Origin of the sequence: Catenulispora rubra, assembly GCF_015356825.1 — a bacterium.
Classification (GTDB): Bacteria; Actinomycetota; Actinomycetes; order Streptomycetales; family Catenulisporaceae; genus Catenulispora; species Catenulispora rubra.
This window is the reverse complement of sequence record NZ_JAACYW010000169.1, coordinates 1-24,530: the sequence shown is the minus strand read 5'-3', so window position 1 is coordinate 24,530 and position 24,530 is coordinate 1. Positions and strand designations below refer to the sequence as shown.

22 protein-coding genes are annotated in these 24,530 nt (G+C 69.9%); 18 read left to right on the top strand and 4 right to left on the bottom strand.

Going from position 1 to position 24,530, the window contains the following annotated elements; translation table 11 throughout:
* The coding region (locus GWK61_RS34505) for a RecB family exonuclease (protein WP_438939797.1) at nucleotides 1-800 on the bottom strand (800 nt) is incomplete at its 3' end.
* Between the two features lie 132 nt (nucleotides 801-932).
* Between GWK61_RS34505 and GWK61_RS34500 the strand changes: the two genes are divergently transcribed.
* From GWK61_RS34500 to GWK61_RS34470, 7 genes are all read left to right on the top strand, one after another.
* The gene (locus GWK61_RS34500) at nucleotides 933-2,210 is read left to right on the top strand and encodes a site-2 protease family protein (protein ID WP_194915891.1); all 1,278 of its coding nucleotides are present in this window, start codon (nucleotides 933-935) and stop codon (nucleotides 2,208-2,210) included.
* A gap of 41 nt (nucleotides 2,211-2,251) precedes the next feature.
* Nucleotides 2,252-3,292, top strand: a complete 1,041-nt coding sequence (locus GWK61_RS34495; protein WP_228563425.1) for a tRNA (adenine-N1)-methyltransferase — start codon at nucleotides 2,252-2,254, stop codon at nucleotides 3,290-3,292.
* Nucleotides 3,293-3,675: 383 nt separating this feature from the next.
* Nucleotides 3,676-4,632, top strand: a complete 957-nt coding sequence (locus tag GWK61_RS34490) for a carbohydrate ABC transporter permease (protein ID WP_194915890.1) — start codon at nucleotides 3,676-3,678, stop codon at nucleotides 4,630-4,632.
* A gap of 93 nt (nucleotides 4,633-4,725) precedes the next feature.
* A complete protein-coding gene (locus GWK61_RS34485; protein WP_194915889.1) occupies nucleotides 4,726-6,072 on the top strand; it encodes an extracellular solute-binding protein in 1,347 nt (448 codons plus the stop codon).
* A 242-nt stretch (nucleotides 6,073-6,314) separates the two neighbouring features.
* On the top strand, nucleotides 6,315-7,160 hold the full coding sequence (locus GWK61_RS34480) for a carbohydrate ABC transporter permease (protein WP_194915888.1): 846 nt from the start codon (nucleotides 6,315-6,317) through the stop codon (nucleotides 7,158-7,160).
* Nucleotides 7,153-7,917, top strand: coding sequence for an HAD family hydrolase (locus tag GWK61_RS34475; RefSeq protein ID WP_194915887.1), 765 nt, complete (start codon nucleotides 7,153-7,155; stop codon nucleotides 7,915-7,917). Before GWK61_RS34480 ends, GWK61_RS34475 begins: the two co-directional genes overlap by 8 nt.
* Before the next feature lie 19 nt (nucleotides 7,918-7,936).
* A complete protein-coding gene (locus GWK61_RS34470; protein WP_194915886.1) occupies nucleotides 7,937-9,229 on the top strand; it encodes an MBL fold metallo-hydrolase in 1,293 nt (430 codons plus the stop codon).
* A gap of 194 nt (nucleotides 9,230-9,423) precedes the next feature.
* On the opposite strand, the gene GWK61_RS34465 is transcribed toward GWK61_RS34470, so the two are convergent.
* Nucleotides 9,424-9,726 carry a ferredoxin gene (locus tag GWK61_RS34465; RefSeq protein ID WP_194915885.1) on the bottom strand — a complete coding sequence of 101 codons (303 nt, stop codon included), beginning with the start codon at nucleotides 9,724-9,726 and terminating at the stop codon, nucleotides 9,424-9,426.
* A 334-nt stretch (nucleotides 9,727-10,060) separates the two neighbouring features.
* On the opposite strand from GWK61_RS34465, the gene arc reads away from it, so the two are divergent.
* The 9 genes from arc to GWK61_RS34420 all read left to right on the top strand — a co-directional run bounded on the left by arc (nucleotide 10,061) and on the right by GWK61_RS34420 (nucleotide 20,255).
* Complete coding sequence (gene arc, locus GWK61_RS34460) at nucleotides 10,061-11,845, top strand: proteasome ATPase (protein ID WP_194915884.1); 1,785 nt, start codon at nucleotides 10,061-10,063, stop codon at nucleotides 11,843-11,845.
* Between the two features lie 237 nt (nucleotides 11,846-12,082).
* The gene (gene dop, locus GWK61_RS34455) at nucleotides 12,083-13,594 is read left to right on the top strand and encodes a depupylase/deamidase Dop (protein ID WP_194915883.1); all 1,512 of its coding nucleotides are present in this window, start codon (nucleotides 12,083-12,085) and stop codon (nucleotides 13,592-13,594) included.
* Between the two features lie 171 nt (nucleotides 13,595-13,765).
* Nucleotides 13,766-13,975: a ubiquitin-like protein Pup gene (locus tag GWK61_RS34450; protein WP_194915882.1), complete on the top strand. Its 210-nt coding sequence runs from the start codon at nucleotides 13,766-13,768 to the stop codon at nucleotides 13,973-13,975.
* 75 nt (nucleotides 13,976-14,050) lie between these two features.
* Nucleotides 14,051-14,917 carry a proteasome subunit beta gene (prcB, locus tag GWK61_RS34445; protein WP_194915881.1) on the top strand — a complete coding sequence of 289 codons (867 nt, stop codon included), beginning with the start codon at nucleotides 14,051-14,053 and terminating at the stop codon, nucleotides 14,915-14,917.
* A gap of 66 nt (nucleotides 14,918-14,983) precedes the next feature.
* Entirely contained in the window at nucleotides 14,984-15,811 is an 828-nt protein-coding gene (gene prcA / locus GWK61_RS34440) for a proteasome subunit alpha (RefSeq protein ID WP_194915880.1), read from the top strand.
* A 74-nt stretch (nucleotides 15,812-15,885) separates the two neighbouring features.
* Nucleotides 15,886-17,247, top strand: a complete 1,362-nt coding sequence (pafA, locus tag GWK61_RS34435) for a Pup--protein ligase (protein WP_194915879.1) — start codon at nucleotides 15,886-15,888, stop codon at nucleotides 17,245-17,247.
* A 546-nt stretch (nucleotides 17,248-17,793) separates the two neighbouring features.
* Nucleotides 17,794-18,810: an FKBP-type peptidyl-prolyl cis-trans isomerase gene (locus GWK61_RS34430; protein ID WP_194915878.1), complete on the top strand. Its 1,017-nt coding sequence runs from the start codon at nucleotides 17,794-17,796 to the stop codon at nucleotides 18,808-18,810.
* 93 nt (nucleotides 18,811-18,903) lie between these two features.
* Complete coding sequence (locus GWK61_RS34425; protein ID WP_194915877.1) at nucleotides 18,904-19,278, top strand: FKBP-type peptidyl-prolyl cis-trans isomerase; 375 nt, start codon at nucleotides 18,904-18,906, stop codon at nucleotides 19,276-19,278.
* Between the two features lie 347 nt (nucleotides 19,279-19,625).
* A complete protein-coding gene (locus GWK61_RS34420; RefSeq protein WP_194915876.1) occupies nucleotides 19,626-20,255 on the top strand; it encodes a LysE family transporter in 630 nt (209 codons plus the stop codon).
* Between the two features lie 63 nt (nucleotides 20,256-20,318).
* On the opposite strand, the gene GWK61_RS34415 is transcribed toward GWK61_RS34420, so the two are convergent.
* Both GWK61_RS34415 and GWK61_RS34410 read right to left on the bottom strand, forming a co-directional pair.
* On the bottom strand, nucleotides 20,319-20,927 hold the full coding sequence (locus GWK61_RS34415; RefSeq protein ID WP_194915875.1) for an anti-sigma factor domain-containing protein: 609 nt from the start codon (nucleotides 20,925-20,927) through the stop codon (nucleotides 20,319-20,321).
* 86 nt (nucleotides 20,928-21,013) lie between these two features.
* Nucleotides 21,014-22,093 (bottom strand): DUF3866 family protein, encoded by a 1,080-nt coding sequence (locus tag GWK61_RS34410; RefSeq protein WP_194915874.1) that lies wholly within the window; start codon nucleotides 22,091-22,093, stop codon nucleotides 21,014-21,016.
* A gap of 142 nt (nucleotides 22,094-22,235) precedes the next feature.
* Between GWK61_RS34410 and GWK61_RS34405 the strand changes: the two genes are divergently transcribed.
* Nucleotides 22,236-23,351 (top strand): helix-turn-helix transcriptional regulator, encoded by a 1,116-nt coding sequence (locus GWK61_RS34405; RefSeq protein WP_194915873.1) that lies wholly within the window; start codon nucleotides 22,236-22,238, stop codon nucleotides 23,349-23,351.
* On the top strand, nucleotides 23,348-24,319 hold the full coding sequence (locus GWK61_RS34400) for a helix-turn-helix transcriptional regulator (protein ID WP_194915872.1): 972 nt from the start codon (nucleotides 23,348-23,350) through the stop codon (nucleotides 24,317-24,319). The genes GWK61_RS34405 and GWK61_RS34400 overlap by 4 nt, the downstream gene beginning before the upstream one ends.
* The last annotated feature ends 211 nt before the right edge of the window (nucleotides 24,320-24,530 follow it).

Here is a 24,530-nt window from a genome sequence, read left to right as displayed (position 1 = left end):
GCCTTGTGGTCGCACCAGTCGCACAGCCGCGAAGGGTTCGGGCGCCACTCGCCTCGCTCGGCGGCGGCGCGGATCGCGCTCCACAGCGCGGCCAGCTTGCGCTCGGTGGCGCGCAGGTCGCCTTCGTCGGGGTCGTAGGTGACGATCTGGCTCTCGCCGCCGAGGTACATCAGCTGTAGGCGGCGGGGGACCACGCCTCGGGTCTTCCACAGGACGAGTGCGTAGAACTTCATCTGGAACAGGGCTTTGCCTTCGAACGCCGGCCCCGGCGCGCGCCCCGTTTTGTAGTCCACCACGCGGATCGCGCCGTTCGGGGCCACGTCGATGCGGTCGACGAAGCCGCGCAGCAGCAGGCCGTCGGTGGTGCGCGCGTGGACGAACAGCTCCCGCTCGGCCGGCTCCAGGCGGTTCGGGTCCTCCAGGCGGAAGTAGCGCTCCAGCAGGTCCACCGCGCCGGCCAGCCAGGCCTCGTCACCGCCGGCCTCCTCGGCGAGCGCCTTCAGCTCCGGGTCGGCCTCGACCATGCGCTCCCATTCCGGGGACAGCATGCTGCTGGCCGAGATCGGCGTGCGTTCGCCGGTCGGCAGGTCGAAGAGGTGCTCCAGGACGGCGTGGACCAGGGTGCCGCGGGTGGCGGCGGCGCTCTTGCGCTCCGGGAGCTTGTCGATGACGCGGAAGCGGAACAGCAGCGGGCACGTCATGAAGTCCGACGCGCGGGACGGCGAGAGCGCCATCGGCAGCGTCACCGTCACAGGGCTCGTCGTCGCCGGAACGGGGAGAGCGGTGCCGGGTGCGTCCATCGCGTCCATGGGCCTCGACCCTACTCGGCGGTACCGACATCCCGGCCGAGGGGCACGCGGAAGCCCCCGTGTGATGAGATCGCCCGCGCGGTGAGTGGTCTTGCAAGTTCGCCTGCGCATAGAGTCGAAGACGTGGCGGACGACGAGGGCAGGCAGAGCACCGGTGATGGTGGCTCGGAACGCGACGGCGGCAAGTCCGGCCGGGCGCAGGTCGTCCGTGGCCCCGGCCTGCGGCTGGGCCGGCCGTTCGGCATCCCTCTTTACGTCTCCCCGTCGTGGTTCGTGGTCGCCGCGTTCATCACGGTGCTGCTCGCTCCGCAGTCCGGCGACGTCACCGACCCCTCCAACGACTTCGGCAACGAGCTCGGCGGCTGGCGCTACGTCCTGTCCCTGGCCTACGCGATCTTCCTCTACGCCTCGGTCGTGGTCCATGAACTCGCGCACTCCGCCCTGGCCAAGAAGCTGGGCCTGCCCGTGCGCCGCATCGTCATCCACTTCCTCGGCGGCGTCTCGGAGATCGAGAAGGAGTCCGACACCCCCGGCAAGGCCTTCTGGATCGCCTTCGTCGGCCCGCTGACCTCCGCCGCCCTGGCCGGCATCGGCTTCGCGATCTACGAGGTCATCCCGCACGACGACACCGTCAGCCTGACGCAGAAGGTCGCCGCCACCCTGGTCTTCGGCTTCTGGGCCTCCAACCTGCTGGTCGCCCTGTTCAACCTGCTCCCGGGCCTGCCCCTGGACGGCGGCCAGATGCTGCGCGCCGCGGTCTGGAAGGCCAGCGGCAGGCCGATGGCCGGGACCGTCGCCGCCGCCTGGGCCGGACGCGTGCTGGCGATCGCGGTCTTCATCGTGATGAACCTGCTCTACGTCCGCAACGGCACCATCCAGCCCTTCGGCCTGGGCCTGGCGGTCTTCATGGCGATGTTCATCTGGTTCGGCGCGACGCAGGCGCTGGTCGTGGCCAAGCTGCGGGAGCGCATCCCGGGCCTGTCGGCGCGCAAGATGACCCGCCGCGCGATCAGCGTCGAGGCCCGCACCCCGCTGGCCGAGGCGCTGCGCCGGGCGCACGAGGTCAACGCCCGCGGCATCGTCCTGGTCGACGCCAACGACAAGCCCACCGGCCTGGTGAACGAGGCCCAGGTGATCGCCACCCCCGAGCAGCGCCGGCCCTGGGTCGAGGCCGGGGACGTGGCCCGGCCGCTGGACCCCGAGCTGATAGTGACCGCCGACCTCACCGGCGAGGACCTGCTGGACGTGCTGCGCGCGAACCCCGCCCCGGAGTACCTGGTGGTCGAGGCGACCGGGGAGATCGTCGGCGTGCTGGCGGCCTCGGACGTCCAGGCCGCGTTCCTCGGCAAGCCTCCGGGGCCGCCTCCGCCCCCGCCGGCACAGCGCCGGATGCCGGTTTAGAGCGGTCCGGACCGCCCCACCACCGCCGGTAGGCTGAAGGGATGGACAGCACGCCCTCAGCGCCCGCCCCCGAGCACGAGCACGAGCCGATCGCCCTGCTCGCCGACGAGCCGATCGTCCCGACCGGCGCGGAGCACCGCCGCGGCCTCCTCAAGCCCGGCGACCAGGTTCAGCTCACCGACGCCAAGGGCCGGATGAGCACCATCACCCTGCAGCCGGGCAAGCAGTACCACACGCACAAGGGCTCCTTCGAGCACGACGAGCTGATCGGCTCCCCCGAGGGCGTGGTCGTGAAGACCTCCGGCGGCAACGAGTACCTCGCGCTGCGGCCCCTGCTGTCCGACTTCGTGCTGTCCATGCCGCGCGGCGCCGCCGTCGTCTACCCCAAGGACGCCGGCCAGATCGTGCAGATGGCCGACATCTTCCCCGGCGCCCGCGTGGTGGAGGCCGGGGTCGGCTCCGGCGCGCTGACCTGCTCGCTGCTGCGGGCCGTCGGCGATGCCGGCACCGTGCACTCCTACGAGCGCCGCGAGGAGTTCGCCGAGATCGCGGCGAAGAACGTGCGCTCCTTCTTCGGCGCCGAGCACCCGGCCTGGGAGCTGACCATCGGCGACCTCGCCGAGAAGCTGGTCGACGAGGAGGTCGACCGGGTCGTGCTGGACATGCTGGCGCCCTGGGACTGCGTGGACGCGGTCGCCAAGGCGCTGGTACCCGGCGGCGTGATCATCTGCTACGTCGCCACCACCACGCAGCTGTCCCGGACCGTGGAGACCCTGCGCTCGCACGGCGCCTTCACCGAGCCGCAGCCGTGGGAGTCGATGGTCCGCGGCTGGCACGTCGAGGGCCTGGCCGTGCGCCCCGACCACCGGATGATCGGCCACACCGGCTTCCTGGTCACCGCGCGCCGCCTGGCCGACGGCGTCACCCCGCCGCTGCGCCGCCGCCGGCCGTCCAAGGGCGCCTACGCCGCCGACTACGTCGCCGAGGGTGCCACGCCGGCCGCCGGGAGCGTCGCGGATCCGGAGTTCAACGAGGACGGGACGGTGACGACGTCGGCTATGGCGCGGCGGGTGCTGCCTTAGGGCGTGGGGGGCGGTTGCCTTACAGACTCGTTTCGCGCTGGCGGCCGGCGGTTTGCGTGGGCAAGACCGCGCGCCGGTCCGAGTCACTGCGCACACGTCTGGTCTCGCGGGCGTCTGCCGCGTTTGGTGGGCACCTTGAGGCCTCTGGCGGGCGCTCTACAGCTTGTGGTCGCCGAGCCCCGCAGCGCGCGCCGTGGTCGCGGCCGTGATCGCCGTCGTGGTGACGACTGCGATCACGGCCGCTGGGGATCGGCCGGTCCACCGGGTTAGGGACTGGCCAACATTCCAGGACATCACAAGATCTCGAATATAAGAAGCCTTGTAGTCGATTGTTCACCGAAACGTCGCGGGAATGACATCCTCGCCCGCGACAGTCTCATCCCGTGACCGCAACGACCGACGCCGCCACCGCCGTCGCCGCGCCGCCCGGCCCGGCGCGCCGCAGGCCCGCCCGCGACTTCCGCGCGACCCGCTGGGGCTGGGCGTACTCGGCTCCGGCCGTGCTCGTGTTCCTGGCCTTCGTGATCATTCCGACCGGGTACACGTTCTACGTCTCGCTGTGGAAGTGGAACGCGCTGAATCCGGCGTTGTCCAAGTTCAAGGGCCTGGGCAACTACACGCGGCTGTTCCAGGCGAACCAGCCGACGTTCCTGAGCAGCCTGTGGCACTCGCTGTACTTCACCGGTGCGATGGTGATCGGCGGGACCGCGATCTCCCTGGCGCTGGCGCTGCTGTTGCAGCGCGGCGGGGCGCTGCTGAACGGCACCCGGGTGGCGCTCTTCCTGCCGCACGCGACGCCGGTGATCGCCACCTCGATGATCTGGACCTGGATCTTCAACTACAAGTTCGGCCTGGCCGACTGGATCCTGCACAGCCTGCACCTGCCGACCTCGCAGTGGCTGCAGTCCTCGTCCTCGGCGATGCCCGCGGTCGTGATCTACAGCCTGTGGCATGAGGTCGGCTTCACCACCGTGGTGTTCCTCGGCGGGCTCGCCACGCTGTCCAACGAGCTGTCGGAGGCCGCGCGGGTCGACGGCTGCTCGGGCTGGCAGGAGTTCTGGCACGTCACCTGGCACCAGCTCAAGCCGGTCACCGTGTTCGTGATCGCCATCACCGCGATCACCTCGCTGCAGGCCTTCACCCAGTTCTACCAGTTGGCCAGCGGCGGCCCGGCCTACGCCACCACGACCCTGAGCTACCTGGTCTACCAGGAGGCCTTCCTGTTCAGCGACACCGGCTACGGCGCGGCGCTGGCCGTGGTCCTGTTCGCCATCACCGTCTTCTTCACGCTCGTCCGGCGCCGTACCGCGGCCAACGGCGAGTCGCACGCTCTCGTCTGATCCGCAGTTCCGCAGCACCGCAGTTCGCAGTTCCTCTCGTTCCAGTTCCGCACTGCCACCGAAACCCCCTCAAATCGGGAGATCAGAACCATCATGCGCAAGCGCATCACCGCGGCCGCCGGGCTGGCCGCTCTCGCCCTCGCCACGACGGCGTGCGCCGGCGGCGGCACGTCCACGCCGAAGGCGTCCGACTCCGGCTCGTCGGCCAAGACCGGCGGCTCCGGCACCGAGCTCGCCGTCCCCACCGGCCCGGTGACCATCACCTTCGAGGAGGCGATGACCATCGGCACCCTGAAGCCGGCGATGGACAAGCTCGTCTCGGACTTCCAGGCGAAGTACCCGAACATCACCGTCAAGCTCCAGGGCGACCCGGACTACGGCACGATGTACACCAAGGAGAAGGCCGAGGTGCAGGCCGGGAACGCCCCGACCATCGGCCAGGCCTACGAGAGCTGGGCCTCCTACTTCCAGTCCGCCGGCAAGCTGGTGCCGATCAGCGAGCTGGCCGGCACCGACAGCCCGGCCGAGGTGTCCACGTTCTACAAGGGCATCCAGGCCGACACGAAGCTGCCGGACGGCAAGACCTGGATGTGGCCGTTCAACAAGAGCGTGCTGATCCTGTTCGCCAACGCCGACCTGCTGGCCAAGGACGGCCAGAGCGAGCCCAAGACCTGGGACGACTACGCCAGCGTGATGAAGGCGGTCTCCACCAACGGCGTCACCGGCTCCACCATCGACCCGGGCTCGGCCACCGGCGCGACCTTCGGCACCCAGTGGTTCGAGATCCTGGCCCGGGCCAACGGCGCGAACCTGTACGACGCCGACGGCACCCCGCACCTGACCGACCCCGGCGTGGTCAAGGCCCTGCAGTACATGAAGGACCTGAAGGACGCCAACGCTCTGGCCACCGGCAAGAACTACCCCGGCGAGACCGCCCTGGGCGCCCAGAAGGGCGTCTTCGACATCTCCTCGGCGGCCGGCTACGGCTTCGAGAACAAGACCGTCGGCGGCAAGTTCAAGCTGGACATCACCGCGCTGCCCTCCGGCCCCTCCGGCGCCGTCAACGAGCTGACCGGCACCAACATCGTGATGTTCTCCGGGGCCGGCGCCGACCAGAAGGCCGCGGCCTGGGCCTTCATGAAGTTCATCACCAGCCCGGCCGAGCAGGCGCAGTGGGCCGCCACCTCCGGCTACCTGCCCGTGACCAGCCAGGCCCTGTCCGACCCGGTGATGCAGGCGTTCGTGGCCAAGAACCCGTACGAGACCGCCGCGGTCTCCGAGCTGGACACCGCCTTCGCGCTGCCTGGCTTCTCCTGGATCTTCAAGTGCCAGGGCTTCGAGTCCACCGCCATCCAGGAGGCGCTGGAGAACGGCAAGCAGCCCGCCGACGCCCTGAACGCCGCGCAGTCCGGCTGCGCCGCCGCGAAGGCGCAGGGGTGAGCGGGAGCGGCCCGGCCGTGGGAGCTGGACAGACGGAGCGGCGCAGCCGCGGAGTGAACGGAAAACTCGGCGGGAACGAGTCTGGGCGTGCCGGACAGGCGCCCTCAGCCCGGGGTTGGCTGTGGGCGGCTGGCTTGCAAGCGCAGCGCCGCAAGGGACCGGTGCGGCCAGGCTCGGAGCTCCGCCGATTTTCCGCCCGGCTACCACGGCCGGGCCGCTCCCAGCCCTCCGTGTCCCGCGGCATGGCGGGAGGGAGCCGCGCCGGGCGTTGGGCCCGGCGCGCGCTCGCCGCCGCCGTCGGCCTGGCGTTCGTCTTCCCGTTCTACTGGACGGTGGTGATCTCGCTCGGGCACCCCGGCGAGTTCAGCAACTTCCCGCCGCTGCTGGTGCCGCACTGGGACTGGTCGAACTGGTCGCGGGCCTGGCACGCGGCGCCGTGGGTGCGGCTGTTCGCGAACACCGTCCTGATCGCCTCCTGCACCATGGCGCTGTGCCTGGTCACCTCGCTGCTGGCCGGGTTCGCCTTCGGCGTGCTGCGCTTCCCGGGTCGCAAGGTGCTGACGCTGGTCGTGCTCTCCGTGCTGATGATGCCCGGCACGGTGCTGATCATTCCGGACTACGTGCTGGCCAACGACCTGCACCTGCTGAACACCTACTGGATCCAGATCATCCCGTGGGGCGCCAGCGTGTTCGGGATCTTCCTGGTCCGCCAGTTCTTCCTGACCATGCCCTCGGAGATCCTGGACGCCGCGGCGCTGGACGGTGCCTCGCGGCTGCGCTTCCTGCGCTCGATCGGCGTGCCGATGGTACGCCCGGCGCTGGTCATCATCGCCATCAACGTGTTCCTGGGCTCCTGGAACTCGTTCCTGTGGCCGGTGATCATGACCAGCTCGAACATGGAGTCCTCCAGCACGGTGCAGCCGGTCGAGGTCGGGCTGTCCACGTTCGCCAACGCCGAGGGCACCGACTTCCCCGGCCTGGCCGCGGCGGTCACCTTCACCACGCTGCCGGTCATGGTGTTCTTCCTGCTGTTGCAGCGGCAGTTCATCCGCGGCGCGCTGTCCGCGGCCGGAGGCGTCCGTGGCTGAGCCGAGAACGGGATCCGCGAGGCCGGATTCCAGCACGCCCGACCGCCGGCCGATCCTGGTCGTGGACTTCGACGGGACCGTCTACCGCGACGACGACCCGGTCCGCTTCTACGCCGAGCACGCCGCCGGCAGCCTGCCGAACGAGTGGCGCGGCCGGTTCCTGGACCTGTTCGAGGCCTACCTCGACCAGGGCGTGGCCGCCGCGGACCGGGTCGCCGACGAGTCGGCGGCCGCGGTCCTGCGCAGCTCGGTCGACGCCTGGGGCGCCGCGGCCGGGCTCGCGGCGCTGTCCGGGGTCGGCCCGGCGGCAACCGAGCAGGCGTTCCTGGCCAGCCGGCAGTACATGCTGACCGCGTCCTGCCGGGTCACGGCGGTCCCGGCGCTCGTCGAGGCCTTCGAGAAGCTGCGCGGCGACGTGCGCGTCGTCCTGGCCACCAACAGCCCCGCCGGCGGCCTGGCGCCGCTGCTGGACCGGCTGGGGGTCACCCCCCTGTTCGAGGAGGTCGTCTCCGGAGCGAACAAACCCGAGGGACTGCGGCGCTGGATCGCCGCGGAGCTGGCCGACCGGCCGGCCGCCGAGCTCTTCTCGCTCGGCGACCATTATTTCAACGACATCGAACCCGCGGCTCAGGTGGGCGCCTATACCGGCTATATCGACCGTTTCGGCCGCTCTGACGGCCTGGCGACGATCATTGCCCCGGTGGTCGAGCACATCCTGCCCGGCATCTTCGCCTGGGCAGGGCGCGTTAATTCATAGGAAGAGAACACGTATCTCCATGGCAGCATCCGTCGAGTTCTGGGGCGGGGTCGGCGTCATCGGCTCCAGCAAGGTCCTGATCACCGAGGGGGACCACCGCGTCCTGCTCGATTTCGGGCTCGACATCCCCCGAGGCACCGACTTGTTCCGGCCCCCTGTCGTGCCCAGGGAGCACCGCTATCTGGCCGACCGGCTGCGGGTCGGCGCGGCGCCCCGGCTGCCCGGCGTCTACGACCCGGCGATGGTCGAACCAGGGGACTCACTGGGGGAGGAGGGCCCGGCGACGGCGGTGTTCGTCAGCCACGCGCACATCGACCACTGCGGTCTGGTCGGAACCCTCAGGCCGGGAATTGAGGTTCACGCCTCGCCGGAGACCGTCGCCGTGATGCGCGCGCTCAGCGCCGCCGGCGACGGCCTGCCCGGCGGCGACCCGGACTGGCGGCCGCTGGCCGACGAGCAGCCGCTGCGCTTCGGCCCGATGACCGTCGAGCGGATCACCGTCGACCACGACGTGCCCGGGGCCAGCGGCTACCTGGTCACCACCTCCGACGGCGTGCTGGCCTTCACCGGCGACATCCGGTTCCACGGCCGCGCGCCGGAGCGGGCCTGGCGGCTGGCCGAGCGCGCCGCGGGCTGTGAGATGTTCGTCACGGAGGGTACGGCCCTGGGGCTGCCGGTGTTCCCGGGGCCGGTGCGCACCGAGGACGACGTCGTCCGGGACTTCGCCGCCGTGCTGGACGAGGCGCGCGGGGACCTGGTGCTGCTCGCGATGTACCCGCGGGACCTGGAGCGGGTCCGGGAGTTCATCGACGTGGCCGACGCCGCCGGGCGCCGCGTGCTCTGGGGCGACCCGGTCGCGGTCTTCCTGCGCGAGCTCGGTGTCGAGGGCGTGGCGGCCTACTCCGAGGTCGGCCTGGAGGCCGTGAAGGCCGATCCCGGGGCCTTCGTCTACCAGCCGGACCTGCGGGACCTGCGCGGCATCCCGGACCTGGCGGACCTGCCGGTCGGCGACCATACCGTGTGGCTGCACGCCAACGGCGAGCCGCTGGGCCCCTTCGAGTCGCGCTGGGCGCTGTTCATGGAGTGGCTGGAGGTCCTGGGCATCCCGCTGCGCCGGATCGGCTCCTTCGGCCACGCCACCGGCGACGACCTGCACACGCTGGTGCACCGGGTCGCGCCGCGGACCGTCGTCCCGATCCACACCGACGCCCCCGAGCGGCTGCATCCGGTGGGCGGCCCGACCCGGCTGCTGCCGGTGTTCGCCCGGCGGTACGACCTGGGCGGTCACCCGATTGAGCGAACCTGGGCCTGACCGGCAACCTGGACGGGTGGTCATGCGTCTGGGTTAGCGATTGAGGGAAAGGTTCGATCGGGCCGTGAGAAGCACGACGGCGGACGAGACTAGTGCCGAGCTGGGGCGGAACTGGTCTCCCGCCGTCTGGCTCATCGCGGCTGGGCGTCCTGGGCGTCCTGGACGTACTAGGCGTCCTAAGCGTCCTAGGCGTCCTAGGCGTCCTCGGCATCCGGGCCGGCGACGACGACCTGGTCCGAGGCCCGTCGGACGTGGATGCACTCCCCGGGACATTCCCGGGCCGAGTCGATGACCGCCAGCACCAGATCCACCGGGACCGGGACCCGGGCCTCGGGTCCGGTCAGCAACTCCGCGTCCGGGCCGTTCTTCACATAAGCGACACCATCGATGTCGAGTTCGAACACGTCCGGTGCGTACTGGGCGCAGATGCCGTCACCGGTGCACAGATCGTGATTGATCCATACCTCTAGGGCATCCGTGTCAGTGGTAACCGTCATAGTTTCCAGACGCTACCAAGCCGCCGCGGCGAACCATCCGGGGCCCCCGGTCGTTGATCGATTGTCCTCGACAAAGCATCACCAGTGGGCAAGGATCGGGATCACAACTCCGGGCCGGCTCCACATAACCAGCCGAGTGAGGGGGAATCGTGATGACGACAGGCCTTGTTGTTCCTACGAAGAGCACCCGAGTTCCGGATACGCGGGGTGTGCCGTGTCCGGACCCGGTGGCGGCAACTGCACAACATTCAGCGGTTTCAAGAACGCTTCGGCTAGGCAGGACAGCAGCAAGGAAGTTCTTGAGCATCGCAGCTTCCGGCGGGAGGTGAGGACCGTGCCAGCACACGACGACGACATCCGCGAGGGCGCCGGCCGCTCGGCGCGCGGGTCGGATGACCTCTCTGCCCAGGTCACGTACCTGGAGCAGGAGATCGCCGTCCTGCGGCGCAGGCTCCGCGACGCCGCGGACGCCCCGAGGGGCGGCCGGGCCGTGGAGGAGCGGATCAACGAGTTGCAGGCCACTGTGGCCGGGCTCACGAGCCAGAACGAGCGCCTGGTGGCGACGCTGCGCGAAGCGCGCGACCAGATCGTGGCGTTGAAGGAGGAGATCGACCGCCTCGCACAGCCGCCCAGCGGCTTCGGGGTGTTCCTGGAGGACGCCGGCGAGGGCAACGCCGACATCTTCACCGGCGGCCGCAAGATGCGGGTGTCGGTGAGCCCGTCCATCGAGCCCGGCACGCTGCATCCCGGCCAGGAGGTGATGCTGAACGAGGCGCTCAACGTGGTCGCCGCGTTCGGCTTCGAGAGCGTCGGGGAGATCGTCAGCCTCAAGGAGATCCTGGAGGACGGCAGCCGCGCCCTGGTCACCGGCCGGACCGACGAGGAGCACGTGGTGCGCCTGGCCGAGCCGCTGCTGGAGCCCGGCGTCAAGCTGCGCCCCGGCGACGCCCTGCTGATGGAGCCGCGCAGCGGCTACGTCTACGAGGTCATCCCCAAGTCCGAGGTCGAAGACCTCGTGCTGGAGGAGGTCCCGGACATCTCCTACCTGGAGATCGGCGGGCTGGACGGCCAGATCGAGCTGATCCGGGACGCCGTCGAGCTCCCGTATCTGCACCCTGACCTGTTCAAGGAGCACAAGCTCCGGCCGCCCAAGGGCGTGCTGCTGTACGGGCCTCCCGGCTGTGGCAAGACCCTGATCGCCAAGGCGGTGGCCAACTCGCTGGCCAAGAAGGTCGCCGAAGTGACCGGCTCGGACAACGTGAAGAGCTACTTCCTCAACATCAAGGGCCCTGAGCTGCTCAACAAGTACGTCGGCGAGACCGAGCGGCACATCCGCCTGGTCTTCCAGCGGGCTCGCGAGAAGGCCAGCGAGGGCGCCCCGGTCATCGTGTTCTTCGACGAGATGGACTCGCTGTTCCGCACCCGCGGCAGCGGCATCAGCTCGGACGTGGAGAACACCATCGTCCCGCAGCTGCTCTCGGAGATCGACGGCGTCGAGGGCCTGGAGAACGTCATCGTCATCGGCGCCTCCAACCGCGAGGACATGATCGACCCGGCGATCCTGCGGCCCGGCCGGCTGGACGTCAAGATCAAGATCGAGCGTCCGGACGCCGAGGCGGCCAAGGACATCTTCGGCAAGTACGTCACCACCGACCTCCCGCTGCACGCCGAGGACCTGGCCGAGCACAGCGGGGACCGGCAGGAGACCGTCACCGCGATGATCCAGGCCACGGTCGAGCGGATGTACAGCGAGATCGACGAGAACCGGTTCCTGGAGGTCACCTACGCCAACGGGGACAAGGAGGTCATGTACTTCCGGGACTTCAACTCCGGCGCGATGATCCAGAACATCGTCGACCGCGCGAAGAAGGCCGCGATCAAGGACTTCCTGGACCACAAGCAGAAGGGTCTGCGCGTCTCCCACCTGCTCGGCGCCTGTGTCGACGAGTTCAAGGAGAACGAGGACCTGCCGAACACCACCAACCCCGACGACTGGGCCCGCATCTCCGGCAAGAAGGGCGAGCGGATCGTGTTCATCCGCACGCTGGTCACCGGCAAGCGGGGCGGTGACACCGGCCGCTCGATCGACACCATCGCGAGCACCGGCCAGTACCTGTAACCTCCCCGGCGACACCGAACGCCGCCCGCGTACCGTCTCATCGACGGCGCGTGGGCGGCGTGTGTCGTTCGGCCGCGCGCGGTGTCCGCCGGCCGGCCAACGCTCCGCAAGCACGTAGTCATCAGCGATTCATTGATCACCCCCCGGGTACACACACCGAGTGGCAACCCATCACCCCAGCAAAAACCGTGCACAAGGCACTGCCACACGTCACCCCCGCGGAATAAGGTGGCCGGTATGAGCGTGTGGCGAATCATGGGCACCGAGACCGAGTACGGCATCTCCGTACCAGGGAACCCCGGCGCCAACGCGATGCTGATCTCTTCTCAAATCGTCAACTCCTACGCGGCGGCCATGCACCGGGCCCGCCGCGCGCGCTGGGACTTCGAGGAAGAGAACCCCCTGCGTGACGCCCGGGGGTTCGACCTGGCCCGGGACATCGCCGACGCCAGCCAGCTCACCGACGAGGACGCGGGCCTGGCCAACGTGATCCTCACCAACGGCGCGCGCCTGTACGTCGACCACGCGCACCCCGAGTACTCCTCACCGGAGGTCACCAACCCGCGCGACGCGGTGATCTGGGACAAGGCCGGGGAGTGGATCATGGCCGAGGCCTCGCGCCGCGCCGCCGAGATCCCCGGCACCGCGCCCATCAACCTGTACAAGAACAACACCGACAACAAGGGCGCCTCCTACGGCTCGCATGAGAACTACCTCATGCAGCGCACCACCCCGTTCGCCGACATCGTCCGCAACCTGACCCCGTTCTTCGTCTCCCGGCAGGTCGTCACCGGCGCCGGCCGGGTCGGCATCGGCCAGGACGGCCGCGCGCACGGCTTCCAGATCTCCCAGCGTGCCGACTTCTTCGAGGTCGAGGTGGGCCTGGAGACCACGCTCAAGCGCCCCATCATCAACACCCGCGACGAGCCGCACGCCGACCCCGAGCGCTACCGCCGGCTGCACGTCATCATCGGCGACGCCAACCTGGCCGAGGTCTCCATCTACCTCAAGATGGGTACCACCGCGCTGGTCCTGGCGATGATCGAGGAGCGCTTCATGTCCACCGACCTGTCGGTGGACTCGCCGGTGCGCACCCTGCACCAGGTCAGCCACGACCCGACGCTGCGGCAGCTGGTGACGCTGCGCACCGGCCGCAAGCTCACCGCGGTGCAGCTGCAGATGGAGTACTGCGAGCAGGCCCGCAAGTTCGTGGAGGACCGCTTCGGCTCCGACGTGGACGACGTCACCAAGGACGTGCTGGAGCGCTGGGAGTCGGTGCTCACGCGGCTGGAGTCGGACCCGATGTCGCTGTCCAAGGAGCTGGACTGGGTCGCCAAGTACGAGATCCTGCAGGGCTACCGCAAGCGCGACGGCCTGGAGTGGGACTCCTCGCGGCTGGAGCTGGTCGACCTGCAGTACTCCGACGTCCGGCCGGAGAAGGGCCTGTACCAGCGCCTGGCGGCCCGCGGGCGCTTCGAGCGCATCACCACCGACGCGCAGATCCGGCAGGCGGTGGACCACCCGCCGGAGGACACCCGGGCCTACTTCCGGGGCCGGTGCCTGGACAAGTACGCCGACTCGGTGGCCGCCGCGTCCTGGGACTCGGTGATCTTCGACGTCCCCGGTCGCGAATCGTTGCAAAGGGTGCCGACACTGGAACCGACGCGCGGAACCAAGCAGCACGTCCAAGCGTTGATCGATCGGAGCCGTACCGCGGAGGATCTGGTGCGGGCACTGACCGAGGGCTGAGACGAGACGTTCCGACATTCGGACCAGCGCCGCTTCGGCGCTGGTCCGAAGAATTCCACAAACGTAATTTATTCGGTAACGCCAGCGCGAGTGGAATACCCCCGTTCGGGGGAAGTTGAAGCTAGAGTGAGGAAGATCGGCAACCCTGCCGAGGAGTGGGAGAGGGCTGAGATGGCAGCGGACGAACGCGGCGGCCAGCAGCACGCCAGCCGGGACAAGCAAGAGGTCGAGGAAACCACCGCCGAGGCGAGCAGCGACCTGCAGGAGCGCCAGGAGAAGCTCTCCGAGGACGTGGACTCGATGCTGGACGAGATCGACGAGGTGCTGGAGGCCAACTCCGAGGACTTCGTCCGGGGCTTCGTCCAGAAGGGTGGCCAGTGAGGTTCGCGATCTACTAGGGTCGCCTCACATCAAGGTCCGATTGCGTACGAACCTTAATAGAAGGGGATTGCTGAAGTGGAATCCAACGCGGACTGGGGCTCTCGGGGCGGTCTGCCGCAGGCGTTCCTCACGCCGGGCATCTCCTCTTTCAGCGAGTTCTTGAAGGGCTTCGCACCCGAGTTCCTGCCCGGCGGGCGCGCCCTGCCGGCCGGCGCCGCCGGCCCGGTGTCCATGCAGGACATCGCGCCGCACGGCACCACCATCGTGGCCATCGCCTTCCCCGGCGGCGTGCTGCTGGCCGGGGACCGCCGGGCCACGATGGGCAACTTCATCGCCCAGCGCGACATCGAGAAGGTGTTCCCGGCCGACGAGTTCTCCGCGGTCGGCATCGCCGGCAGCGCGGGGCTGGCCGTGGAAGTGGTCCGGCTGTTCCAGCTGGAGCTGGAGCACTACGAGAAGATCGAGGGCGTCACGCTCTCCACCGACGGCAAGGCCAACCGCCTGGCCACCATGATCCGCGGCAACCTCGCCATGGCGATGCAGGGCCTGGCCGTGGTCCCGCTGTTCACCGGCTACGACGAGGAGACCGGCGAGGGCCGGATCTTCAGCTACGACGTCACCGGCGGCATGTACGAGGAGCACGACTTCTACTCGGTCGGCTCCGGCTCGATGTTCGCCCGCGGTGCGCTGAAGAAGCTGTTCCGCCCGGACTTCAGCGCCGAGGACGCCGCGGTCGCGGCCGTGCAGGCGCTCTACGACGCCGCCGACGACGACTCGGCCACCGGCGGCCCCGACCTGTTCCGCAAGATCTACCCGGTCGTCGCGGTGGTCACCGAGGACGGTTACCGGCGACTGCCGGACGAGGAACTCTCCGCGCTCATCGAGGGCATCATGGACGCCCGCCGCGCGGTTCCCGACGGTCCCCGCTCCCCGCTGCGATAACTTCGGTTCGCAGCACACCGAATCAATTGTCTTGCAGACCTCGGTCCCAGTCAGGAGTGACCCGTCGTGACGACGCCGTTCTACGTCTCGCCCGAACAGATCATGAAGGACCGGGCCGAGTATGCCCGTAAGGGCATCTCGCGTGGCCGGTCCGTGGCAGTCATCTTCTATGACAAGGGCATCCTGTTCGTCGGGGAGAACCCGTCGCGGGCCCTGCACAAGATCTCCGAGATCTACGACCGCATCGCCTTCGCCGCGGCCGGCCGCTACAACGAGTACGAGCAGCTGCGTATCGCCGGCGTCCGGCACGCCGACATGCGCGGCTACGTGTACGACCGCCGCGACGTCACCGGCCGGGCCCTGGCGAACACCTACGCGCAGGCCCTGGGCACGATGTTCAGCGAGGGCGCGGGCAAGCCGTACGAGGTGGAGCTGGCCGTCGCCGAGGTCGGCGAGAAGGCCGCCGACGACCAGGGCTACCGGGTCACTTTCGACGGCCAGGTCACCGACATCCGCGGCTTCCAGGTGCTCGGCGGCGCCGCGGACGCGGTGAACCAGGTGCTGGAGTCCTCCTACGAGGAGAACGCCGCGCTGGAGACGGTCCTGAACGCCGCCGTGGACGCCCTGGGCCGGGACGGCACCGAGCCGCGCACGCTGGCCCCGAACCAGCTGGAGGTCGCGGTCCTGGACCGGAACCGCAGCCAGGTGCGCAAGTTCCGGCGGATCACCGGGCCCGCGCTGTCCAGCCTGCTCGGCGTGGACGGCGACGGGGGTACCGACGACGCCGGCGGCGGTACCGACGGCACCGGCGGCGGCAAGAAGGAAGACGACGGCGACGTGCTCGGCGCGGTCGACGACATCCTCGGCGAGGAAGAGGACTCCTCGGAGTCCTGATACATGCGGGTGGCCGACCAACGACGCAGAGGTCGTGCCCGTTTAAAAGTCGTACGCGGCATAAGGTGGTCATCATGGACCGGCGGATCTTCGGGCTAGAAAACGAATACGGGGTCACCTGCACGTTCCGCGGACAGCGTCGTCTGTCCCCGGACGAGGTAGCCCGCTACCTGTTCCGCCGCGTCGTGTCCTGGGGGCGCTCCAGCAACGTCTTCCTGCGCAACGGCGCGCGGCTGTACCTGGACGTCGGCTCGCACCCGGAGTACGCCACCCCCGAGTGCGACTCCGTGCGCGAGCTCATCGTCCACGACAAGGCCGGCGAGCGGATCCTGGAGGGGCTGCTGGCCGATGCCGAGCGGCGCCTGCACGAGGAGGGCATCGCCGGGGACGTCTACCTGTTCAAGAACAACACCGACTCGGCCGGCAACTCCTACGGCTGCCACGAGAACTACCTCGTGGGCCGGCACGGCGAGTTCTCCCGCCTGGCCGACGTGCTGATCCCCTTCCTGGTCACCCGCCAGCTCATCTGCGGCGCCGGCAAGGTCCTGGCCACCCCCCGCGGCGCGGTCTACTGCGTCTCGCAGCGCGCCGAGCACATCTGGGAGGGTGTCTCCAGCGCCACCACCCGCTCCCGCCCGATCATCAACACCCGCGACGAACCGCACGCCGACGCCGAGAAGTACCGCCGCCTGCACGTGATCGTCGGCGACTCCAACATGTCCGAGACCACGATGCTCCTCAAGGTCGGAGCCACCGACCTGGTCCTCCGGATGATCGAGGCCGGCACCACCCTCCGCGACATGACCCTGGAGAACCCGATCCGGGCCATCCGCGAGGTCAGCCACGACATGACCGGCCAGAAGAAGGTCCGCCTGGCCAACGGCCGCGAGATGAGCGCCCTGGAGATACAGGAGGAGTACTTCACCAAGGCCCGCGACTTCGCCGAGAAGCGCGGCCTGCGCACCGGCGCCGTCGACCGCATCCTGGACCTCTGGGAGCGCACCCTCACCGCGGTGAACACCGGCGACCTGGACTCGATCTCCAAGGAGATCGACTGGGTGATCAAGTACAAGCTCATCGAGCGCTACCGAGCCAAGAACAACCTGGCCATGTCAGCTCCCCGCGTGGCCCAACTGGACCTGGCCTACCACGACATCTCCCGCAACCGAGGCCTGTACTACCTCCTGGAAAAGCGCGGCATGGTCGAACGCACCGCCACCGACCTCGAGATCTTCCAGGCCAAGTCGGTCCCCCCGCAGACCACCCGAGCGCGCCTGCGCGGCGAGTTCATCAAGCGCGCCCAGGAGCAACGCCGCGACTTCACCGTCGACTGGGTGCACCTGAAGCTCAACGACCAGGCACAGCGCACCGTCCTCTGCAAGGACCCGTTCCGCTCGGTGGACGAGCGGGTGGAGAAGCTCATTTCGTCGATGTGACCGCCGGGCTGGTGAGCCCGGCCCGACAAGCTGGCGGCACGGCTGGGCTGGCGCGCGAGGTTGTGCGCCGGTGTCGGCCGTGCCGGTTGTGTTTGCGGCCGGATGTCCTCGGCGACCGGCGGCGTGGCGCCTCAGCTGGCCTGGGCTGGTGCACGTAGTTTCGCGCTCCGGTGCTGGGCATCGGCGCTTTGGCGGCTCGGCCAGCCCGGCGGGCGTGATTGGGCTCTGTGGTGCCGGTCGTGCCGGAGGTGATCGATGCCATCGGCGAATGGCGAGGTGGCGGCATGCCTGACCTGGTGCGCGTGGCCTCGCGCCGCGGCGCCGGTAGTCCTCAGCGACCGGCACCTTGGGGGGCATCTTTGGCTCCGTGCTCCAGTGCCGGTCGGCGGCGCGGCGACCGGCCCCCTACTCGGTTCCACCGTTCTGGCTTTGCGTATTCGTGGCCTGCTCCCGGCTCCGGTCGGGCGCGGGCCGCGCTACTGTGGTGCGGTCCATGGACATGTGATCGTCGTATTTCCATCGCTATCTGCCGATTCGAGGTTTCCCGTGCGCCGTCCCGTGGCCACCCGCCGGACCCAGACCGCCCTCGCCGGGCTCGCCGCCGGCCTGGTGCTGCTGGCCGGGTGCTCGTCGTCGTCGAGCAAGCCCGCCGCGTCGACCAGTTCCTCGACCGGTTCCACGGCCTCGTCGGGGGCTTCGTCCGGTGCGCCGGGCGCCGACGCCATCGGGGTCCGTCCGGCGATCCAGGTGCCGGCCGGGCAGCCGGACGGCAAGCTCGGGGTGAAGGTGAAGATTCCCGGCGACGGGGCGAAGGTCATCGACGGCAGCGCCGTGGTCCTGCAGTACACCGCCAAGCTCTGGCGCGACGGCTCGGACCTGGGCAGCAGCTATGACCAGGGCCAGCATCCGGTCACCTCGGTCGAGGGCCAGGGTCAGATGCTGCCGGGTTGGGAGCAGGGGCTGAAGGGCCAGGCCGCGGGCAGCCGGGTGGAGGTGACCGTCCCGCCGGCGCTCGGCTTCGGCGCCAAGGGCAGCACCAGCGGCAAGATCACCATCACCGGCACCGACACGCTCATCTTCGACCTGGACATCATCGGCGTGTACCCGTCGGCCCAGGCCGACATCCCGGCCGGCACCGGCGTGCTGAACGACCCGGCGCTGCCGACCGTGGCCACCGCCGTGGGCAAGGACGACCCGAAGGTGACCATCCCGGCCGGCAAGCAGCCGCCGGCCGGCGGCGTCTACAAGCCGGTGATCGTCGGCAAGGGCCCGCAGGTGAAGAAGGGCCAGACCATCGTGGTCCAGTACGAGGGCCTGGTCTGGCGCACCGGCCAGATCTTCGACTCCTCGTTCAGCAAGGGCAAGTCGATCTTCGCCACCCCGATCGGCGTCGGCGCGGTGGTGCAGGGGTGGGACGACGGCCTGATCGGGCAGACCGTGGGCTCCCGGGTGCTGCTGGTGATCCCGCCGGACAAGGGCTACGGCGCGCAGGGCCAGCCGAGCGCCGGGATCCAGGGCACGGACACCATGGTGTTCGTCGTGGACATCCTGGACGCCCGCTGACCGGACGCCGGGCGACGCGGCGATGACCGCCGAAGACGCCCTGATAGCGTAACGAGAAGTCCATCCCCGAGCAGGATTGGGAACAGCAAGCCCATGAGTCTTGAAAAGCCTGAGATCGACTTCCCCGACTTCCCGGTCCCCGCGGACCTGGTGATCGAGGACATCACCGTCGGCACCGGCGCGGAAGCCAAGGCCGGCCAGCAGGTGAAGGTGCACTACGTCGGCGTCGCCTACTCCAGCGGAGAAGAGTTCGACGCCTCCTGGAACCGCGGCTCGGCCTTCGAGTTCCCGCTGGGCGGCGGCCGCGTCATCGCCGGCTGGGACCGCGGCGTGGCCGGCATGAAGGTCGGCGGCCGGCGCAAGCTGGTCATCCCGCCGCACCTGGGCTACGGCGACCGCGGCGCGGGCGGCGCGATCAAGCCGGGCGAGACGCTGATCTTCGTGGTGGACCTGCTCGGCGTGAGCTGAGCGAGCCGCCTTCGAGGAACTTCGAGCGATCTCGAGCGATCTCGAGCGATCTCGAGCGATCTCGAGCGATCTCGAACGGTTTCGAACGACGTCGAGCGAACTTCGAGTGCCTTCGATGGCCGTCCCGGGTTCCGGGACGGCCATCGGCGTGTCCGGCGGCGGTGAGCTGCGCGCGAGGCCGCGGCGCCTGCCGACGAGCCTGCCGACGTGCGAGCCTTGTCCATCCGCCGGGCCCAAGCGCAAACCCTGCGCGCCGGCCTGATCCACCAGGCCAATCCGCGCCGAGTGGCCCGCGAACGACCTCCGGACCTGCCCCGCAGTGCATCCCGCATGGCAGCATCGTCGGTATGCCTGTCGCGTCCTTCGCCGCGTTGCTGACCGTCTGGACCCTGGCCCTGCTGATCCCCGGCCCCGACTTCCTCGCCGTCTCCCACGCCTCGGTCGCGCGCTCCCGCCGCGACGCGGTCTTCGTCGGCCTCGGCGTCGCCGCCGCGATGGCGGTCTGGGCCACCACCAGCCTGGTCGGCCTGACCGTGCTCCTGGTCCGCTTCCAGCCGGTGTTCGAGGCGGTCCGCGTGGCCGGCGCCGCCTACCTGCTGTGGCTGGCCTTCCAACTCCTGCGTTCGGCCGCGCGCCGCCGCGTGCACGGCCCGGCCGCCGGCGCCGCGGGCATCCGTCCCCGGGGCGCCGTGTCCGCCTTCCGGGCCGGCTTCCTGTGCAACATCGGCAACCCGAAGGCCGCCGTCTTCTTCTCCAGCGTCTTCGCCGCGCTGCTCCCGCCGCACGTCGACTGGGAGTACCGCACCGCGATCGGCGTCGCGATCCCGGCGATCGGCGTGGCCTGGTACGTGCTCGTGGCCTGCCTGTTCTCCGCCAAGCGCATCGCGGCGGCGTACGCCCGGGCGCGCCGGGTCGTCGACGCCGTGACCGGGACGCTCTTCGCGGTGCTGGCCGGTGACCTGCTGATCGCCGAGTAGCCGAGTAGCCAGACCCCGGCCGCCGCGCGACCCGCCCCACGCACGCGACCCGCGCGACCGGCCCTACCCCAGCGTCAGCTCGGCGATCGGCGTCCCCGACAGCGCGTGCGCGCCGCCCGAGGACTCGACCGAGACCACCAGCGAGGCGGCGGGCGCCGGGATCGACACCACGACGATGTCGTTCTGCGGCGCGTCGAAGCGCGAGGTGCCCGCCTCCTGCGGCGGCGTGCCCGCGCCGGTGCGGTACCAGAACTCGTAGGTCCGTCCCGCCTTGAGCGCGGGGAGGTCGTGACCGGTGATGGCGAACCGGTGCAGCTTGGGGGAGTAGAACGCGGTCACAGAGCCGCCGCCGGCCGCCGCCTGCTCGGAGGTCTGCAGGCCCGGCGTCCCCAGCAGGAACGCGACCGCCTTCTCGTTCGCCTCCGCCGACACCTGACGGTCGTGCACGCGCAGCGTCGTCCAGGCGAACGCCGCGGCCGCCAGGCCGAACACGACGCAGCTCAGGATGAGGACCGGGACCGCCCGGAGCTTGCGCTCGACGGGTGTCACGATGTGTTCCTCGTGCTCCTCGCCGACGCCGGCATCCCCGACACCGACAGCCCCGACGCTGACTTCCCCGACGCCTTCGGCCTGATCCTCGTCGATCCTGCCTTCTCCGACGCTCTCTTCCACGGACAACGTCCCTCCCGGGTCTCGCCATTCAGGAGTGCAGCATCCCATAGTGCTGGCAGCCCGGCGCACGTGGCCGGACATCCGCCTCAGACTTTGTCAGGGACCGTTCTGTCCGGTCCCGCCGCCAGCCGGCCCGCGCACGCCGAGGCGAGGAACGCCGCATAGTCCTCGTCCAGGCCACGGCCCATAGTGCTCAGCTTTACCGGACAGGAACGCAGGGCCGCATCAAGTCCGTCGACCGGTACGCGAATCACCGCATGCCGCCGCTCCAGCTCGGCAGTCTGCGAAGCGACGCCGCTCCAGAAGACGTCGTCGACATCAGGCAGCGCTACTTCGGCGCGCGCCAGCGCGACCTTCCCATAAGCGGTGAGGCTGTGGTGACTTAGCCCTTGGTGCCGTTCGCGCGCATCTCCTGAGGAGACACGCAGTGCGGCGATGGGTCGGCCATCAAGAACCCCTGCGGCGTTGATCGCCTCTCCGCACGCGACCCCCGAGAACCCCCACTCGGTTCCGGTCCCAAGGTTTCCAGGCCCCTGCGCGACGATCGCAATGTCGGCGTTAAGTACGTGGCGCGCAGCCAGAAGTCCGCTGTGCACAGTCACGCACTCCAGATCCCCGCCGAACGCCTGCCCGACCGTGACAGTGCCCGCCGCCAACCACCCTGCAGAGCTCAGTGCGTCGACACTCCGTGAGAACCACAGAGGGAGCGCCCCTCCGTCAGTCATCACATAGGCGACGCGCGCAGAGGGGCGTTCCGCGCGGATCCCCGCGAGTACCGCAGGAAGAGCCGAGTGCAGATCCGCCACTACGACCGGCATCCCACCCAGAGACGATGCCGTCGCCAGCTCTGGGTAGCGCTCCTCAGCGCCGTCTACAACGGTCTGCAACGGCGTATAGCGCGCCTTCACCATGTGTCCCTGTAGAGGGGTGTCCTCAGGAAGCCGCGCAGGGATCGCCACGACCAGCGCATAGCCGCCGGTCCCCAACCCCAACTCCAGCGCCGCGACCGACAGCAGCACCTCGTCGCCGACCTCAGGCTGTCCGACCAGCGCCGGATAAGCGAGAGCGCGGAACATCTGCCCGTCCGCAGCCGTTACATGTACCTCTAGAGAACCGCGCCAGGCGCGGGCCACTGCTGCCACCACCCCACGCCGCCACCGGATCACCCGCCTACGCTACCTGTCCGGTGACGCCCTGTTAGCCGACCCGTCGTCACTCGTTTGTGTTCGCCAATGTGTACGACGCTGCGCCACGCCATCGATTAGCGCTACCGTTCACGCGTAGCCGAGTTGTTGTAGGAGAGCGTCGATGCCCGCCACGAAGACCGAACGGTTGGTGAACCTGGTCATCTGCCTGCTCGCGTCCAAGCAGTACGTGACCAAGGAGCGCCTGCGCGCCACCCTGGAGCCGTATCGGGAGTGCCCCACGGACGACGCTTTCGAGCGTATGTTCGAGCGGGACAAGGACGAGCTCCGCGAGATGGGCATCCCGCTGGAGACCGGTACCAACAGCGCGCTGTTCGAGGACGAGATCGGCTACCGCATCCCCAAGGACTCCTACAACCTGCCCGAGATCCGCCTGGAGCGGGATGAGGCGGCGGTGCTCGGCGTGGCCGCACGCTTCTGGCAGCAGGCGGTCCTGGCCTCCGACGCCTCCTCGGCGCTGCTCAAGCTCAAGAGCGCGGGCATCGAGGTCGGCGACATCAGCCAGTCCGGCATCGAGCCGCGGGTGCGCACCGAGACCGCGGCCTTCGAGCCGCTGCTCCAGGCCATCTGCGACCGGCGCCCGGTGTCCTTCCGCTACCGCAAGTCCGGCGAGGTGGACCCGGCGCTGCGCAAGGTCGAGCCGTGGGCCATCGACTCCTGGCGCGGGCACTGGTACCTGGCCGGCTACGACCGCGACCGCGGCGCCGACCGGATGTTCCGGCTGGACCGGATCGTCGGCGAGCCGGTGCTGATGGCCGGGCGCCTCACCGAGAAGGTGCCCGACGACATGGACGTGCACGCCAAGGTCGCCGACTTCGCCTGGAAGCAGAACCGCAACGTCGGCACCGCCCGGCTGCGGCTGCGGGCCGAGACCGGCTTCCTGCTGCGCCGCCGCGCCACCGAGTGCGAACAGGAACTGCTCGACGGCGAGCCGACCGGCTGGGACGTGCTGACCGTGCCGCGCAACACCGGCATGGCCGGCTGGCTCGCCGAGTTCGGCCCCGACGTGCAGGTCCTGGAACCCCCGGAGCTGCGCGCCGCGGTGATCAACCGGCTGCGCGCCGCCGTCGCGGGCAACGCGCTGGCCGCCAGCGACGAGATGACGCACCCCGGAGCCCGGATCGGTACCCATTCCAAGATCAGTACCCATTCCAAGATCGGCGCGCAGGCCGACGCCGACCGCTCCGACACCGGCGAGATGACGGGAGCCTCCCGATGAGCGGTGCCGCGGCCCAGGTCCGCCGGCTGTTGAACCTGGTGCCCTACCTGCTGGAGCACGAGGGCGCGAAGCTGACCGAGGTGGCCGGCGAGTTCAACGTCTCCGAGAAGCAGCTCCGCAAGGACCTGGAGACGCTGTGGATGTGCGGGCTGCCCGGCGGCCTGCCGGACGACCTGATGGAAGCGCACATCGGCGAGGGCGGCACCATCCACCTGGAGAACGCCGAGGCCATCGTCCGGCCGCTGCGCTTCTCGGTGCGCGAGGCGGTGGCCCTGCTGGTCGCCCTGCGCGCGCTGGCGCAGCTCCCCGGCGTCGCCGACCGCGACGCCCTGCTGCGCGCCATCACCAAACTGGAGGAGGCCGCCGGCGAGCGCGGCGCGGAGGCCTCGCAGCGGGTGACGGTCGCCTTCGAGGCGCGCGCCACCGTCCTGGACCGCATCCGCCAGGCCCTGGACTCCGGCCGCCGCCTGCGGCTGGAGTACTTCGTCCCGTCCCGCGACCAGGTCACCGAGCGCGACGTGGACCCGATGCGCGTGATCCTCTCCGACGGCCACGCCTACCTGGAGGGCTGGTGCCGCCGCAGCGAGGCGGTCCGCGTCTTCCGCCTGTCCCGCATAGTGGCCATCGACGTCCTGGACGCCGCCGCCGAGATCCCGGAGTCCGCCGAGCCCCAGGACCTGGACGACGGCGTCCTCCGCCCGGCCGCGGACGACCCCCTGGTCACCCTGGAGGTCACCCGCCACGCCCGCTGGGTGGCGGAGAACTACCCGAACGAAGGCGTCGAGGAGCTGCCCGAAGGCGGCCTGCGCATCGCCCTGCGAGCCCCCGACCAGGGCCGCATCCTCCGCCTGGTCCTCCGCCTCGGCGCCGACGGCCGCATCGTCGACCCCCCGGCCCTGGCCGACCAGGTCCGCAAGACCGCCGCCGAGGCGCTGGCCCTGTACGGAGACGTCGAGGCCACGGCGTGAGCGATGCGGGGGATTGGTTCGGGGGCACTTCGGCTGAGGAGCCACGGGGCCCGCGCGCGGTCGGGGAGGCTTTCGGGCACCTGCGCCGGACGGATGAGGATGCGGCCGCTGAGTCGGATTGGTTCGCCGCGAGTCCTGCTGAGCAGGCTCCCGCTCCGAGCGCGCCGGAGCGCATGCCGGCTGCCCCGGCCGCGAGCGCGCTCGCTGATTT

Excerpts from the sequence above, each read along its gene's own strand:
- GWK61_RS34495 (WP_228563425.1), top strand. The coding sequence starts at position 2,252 with ATGGACAGCACGCCCTCAGCGCCCGCCCCCGAGCACGAGCACGAGCCG.
- GWK61_RS34485 (WP_194915889.1), top strand. The coding sequence starts at position 4,726 with ATGCGCAAGCGCATCACCGCGGCCGCCGGGCTGGCCGCTCTCGCCCTC.
- GWK61_RS34480 (WP_194915888.1), top strand. The coding sequence starts at position 6,315 with ATGGCGGGAGGGAGCCGCGCCGGGCGTTGGGCCCGGCGCGCGCTCGCC.
- GWK61_RS34470 (WP_194915886.1), top strand. The coding sequence starts at position 7,937 with ATGGCAGCATCCGTCGAGTTCTGGGGCGGGGTCGGCGTCATCGGCTCC.
- GWK61_RS34465 (WP_194915885.1), bottom strand. The coding sequence starts at position 9,726 with ATGACGGTTACCACTGACACGGATGCCCTAGAGGTATGGATCAATCAC.
- dop (WP_194915883.1), top strand. The coding sequence starts at position 12,083 with ATGAGCGTGTGGCGAATCATGGGCACCGAGACCGAGTACGGCATCTCC.
- GWK61_RS34450 (WP_194915882.1), top strand. The coding sequence starts at position 13,766 with ATGGCAGCGGACGAACGCGGCGGCCAGCAGCACGCCAGCCGGGACAAG.
- pafA (WP_194915879.1), top strand. The coding sequence starts at position 15,886 with ATGGACCGGCGGATCTTCGGGCTAGAAAACGAATACGGGGTCACCTGC.
- GWK61_RS34425 (WP_194915877.1), top strand. The coding sequence starts at position 18,904 with ATGAGTCTTGAAAAGCCTGAGATCGACTTCCCCGACTTCCCGGTCCCC.
- GWK61_RS34420 (WP_194915876.1), top strand. The coding sequence starts at position 19,626 with ATGCCTGTCGCGTCCTTCGCCGCGTTGCTGACCGTCTGGACCCTGGCC.
- GWK61_RS34405 (WP_194915873.1), top strand. The coding sequence starts at position 22,236 with ATGCCCGCCACGAAGACCGAACGGTTGGTGAACCTGGTCATCTGCCTG.
- GWK61_RS34400 (WP_194915872.1), top strand. The coding sequence starts at position 23,348 with ATGAGCGGTGCCGCGGCCCAGGTCCGCCGGCTGTTGAACCTGGTGCCC.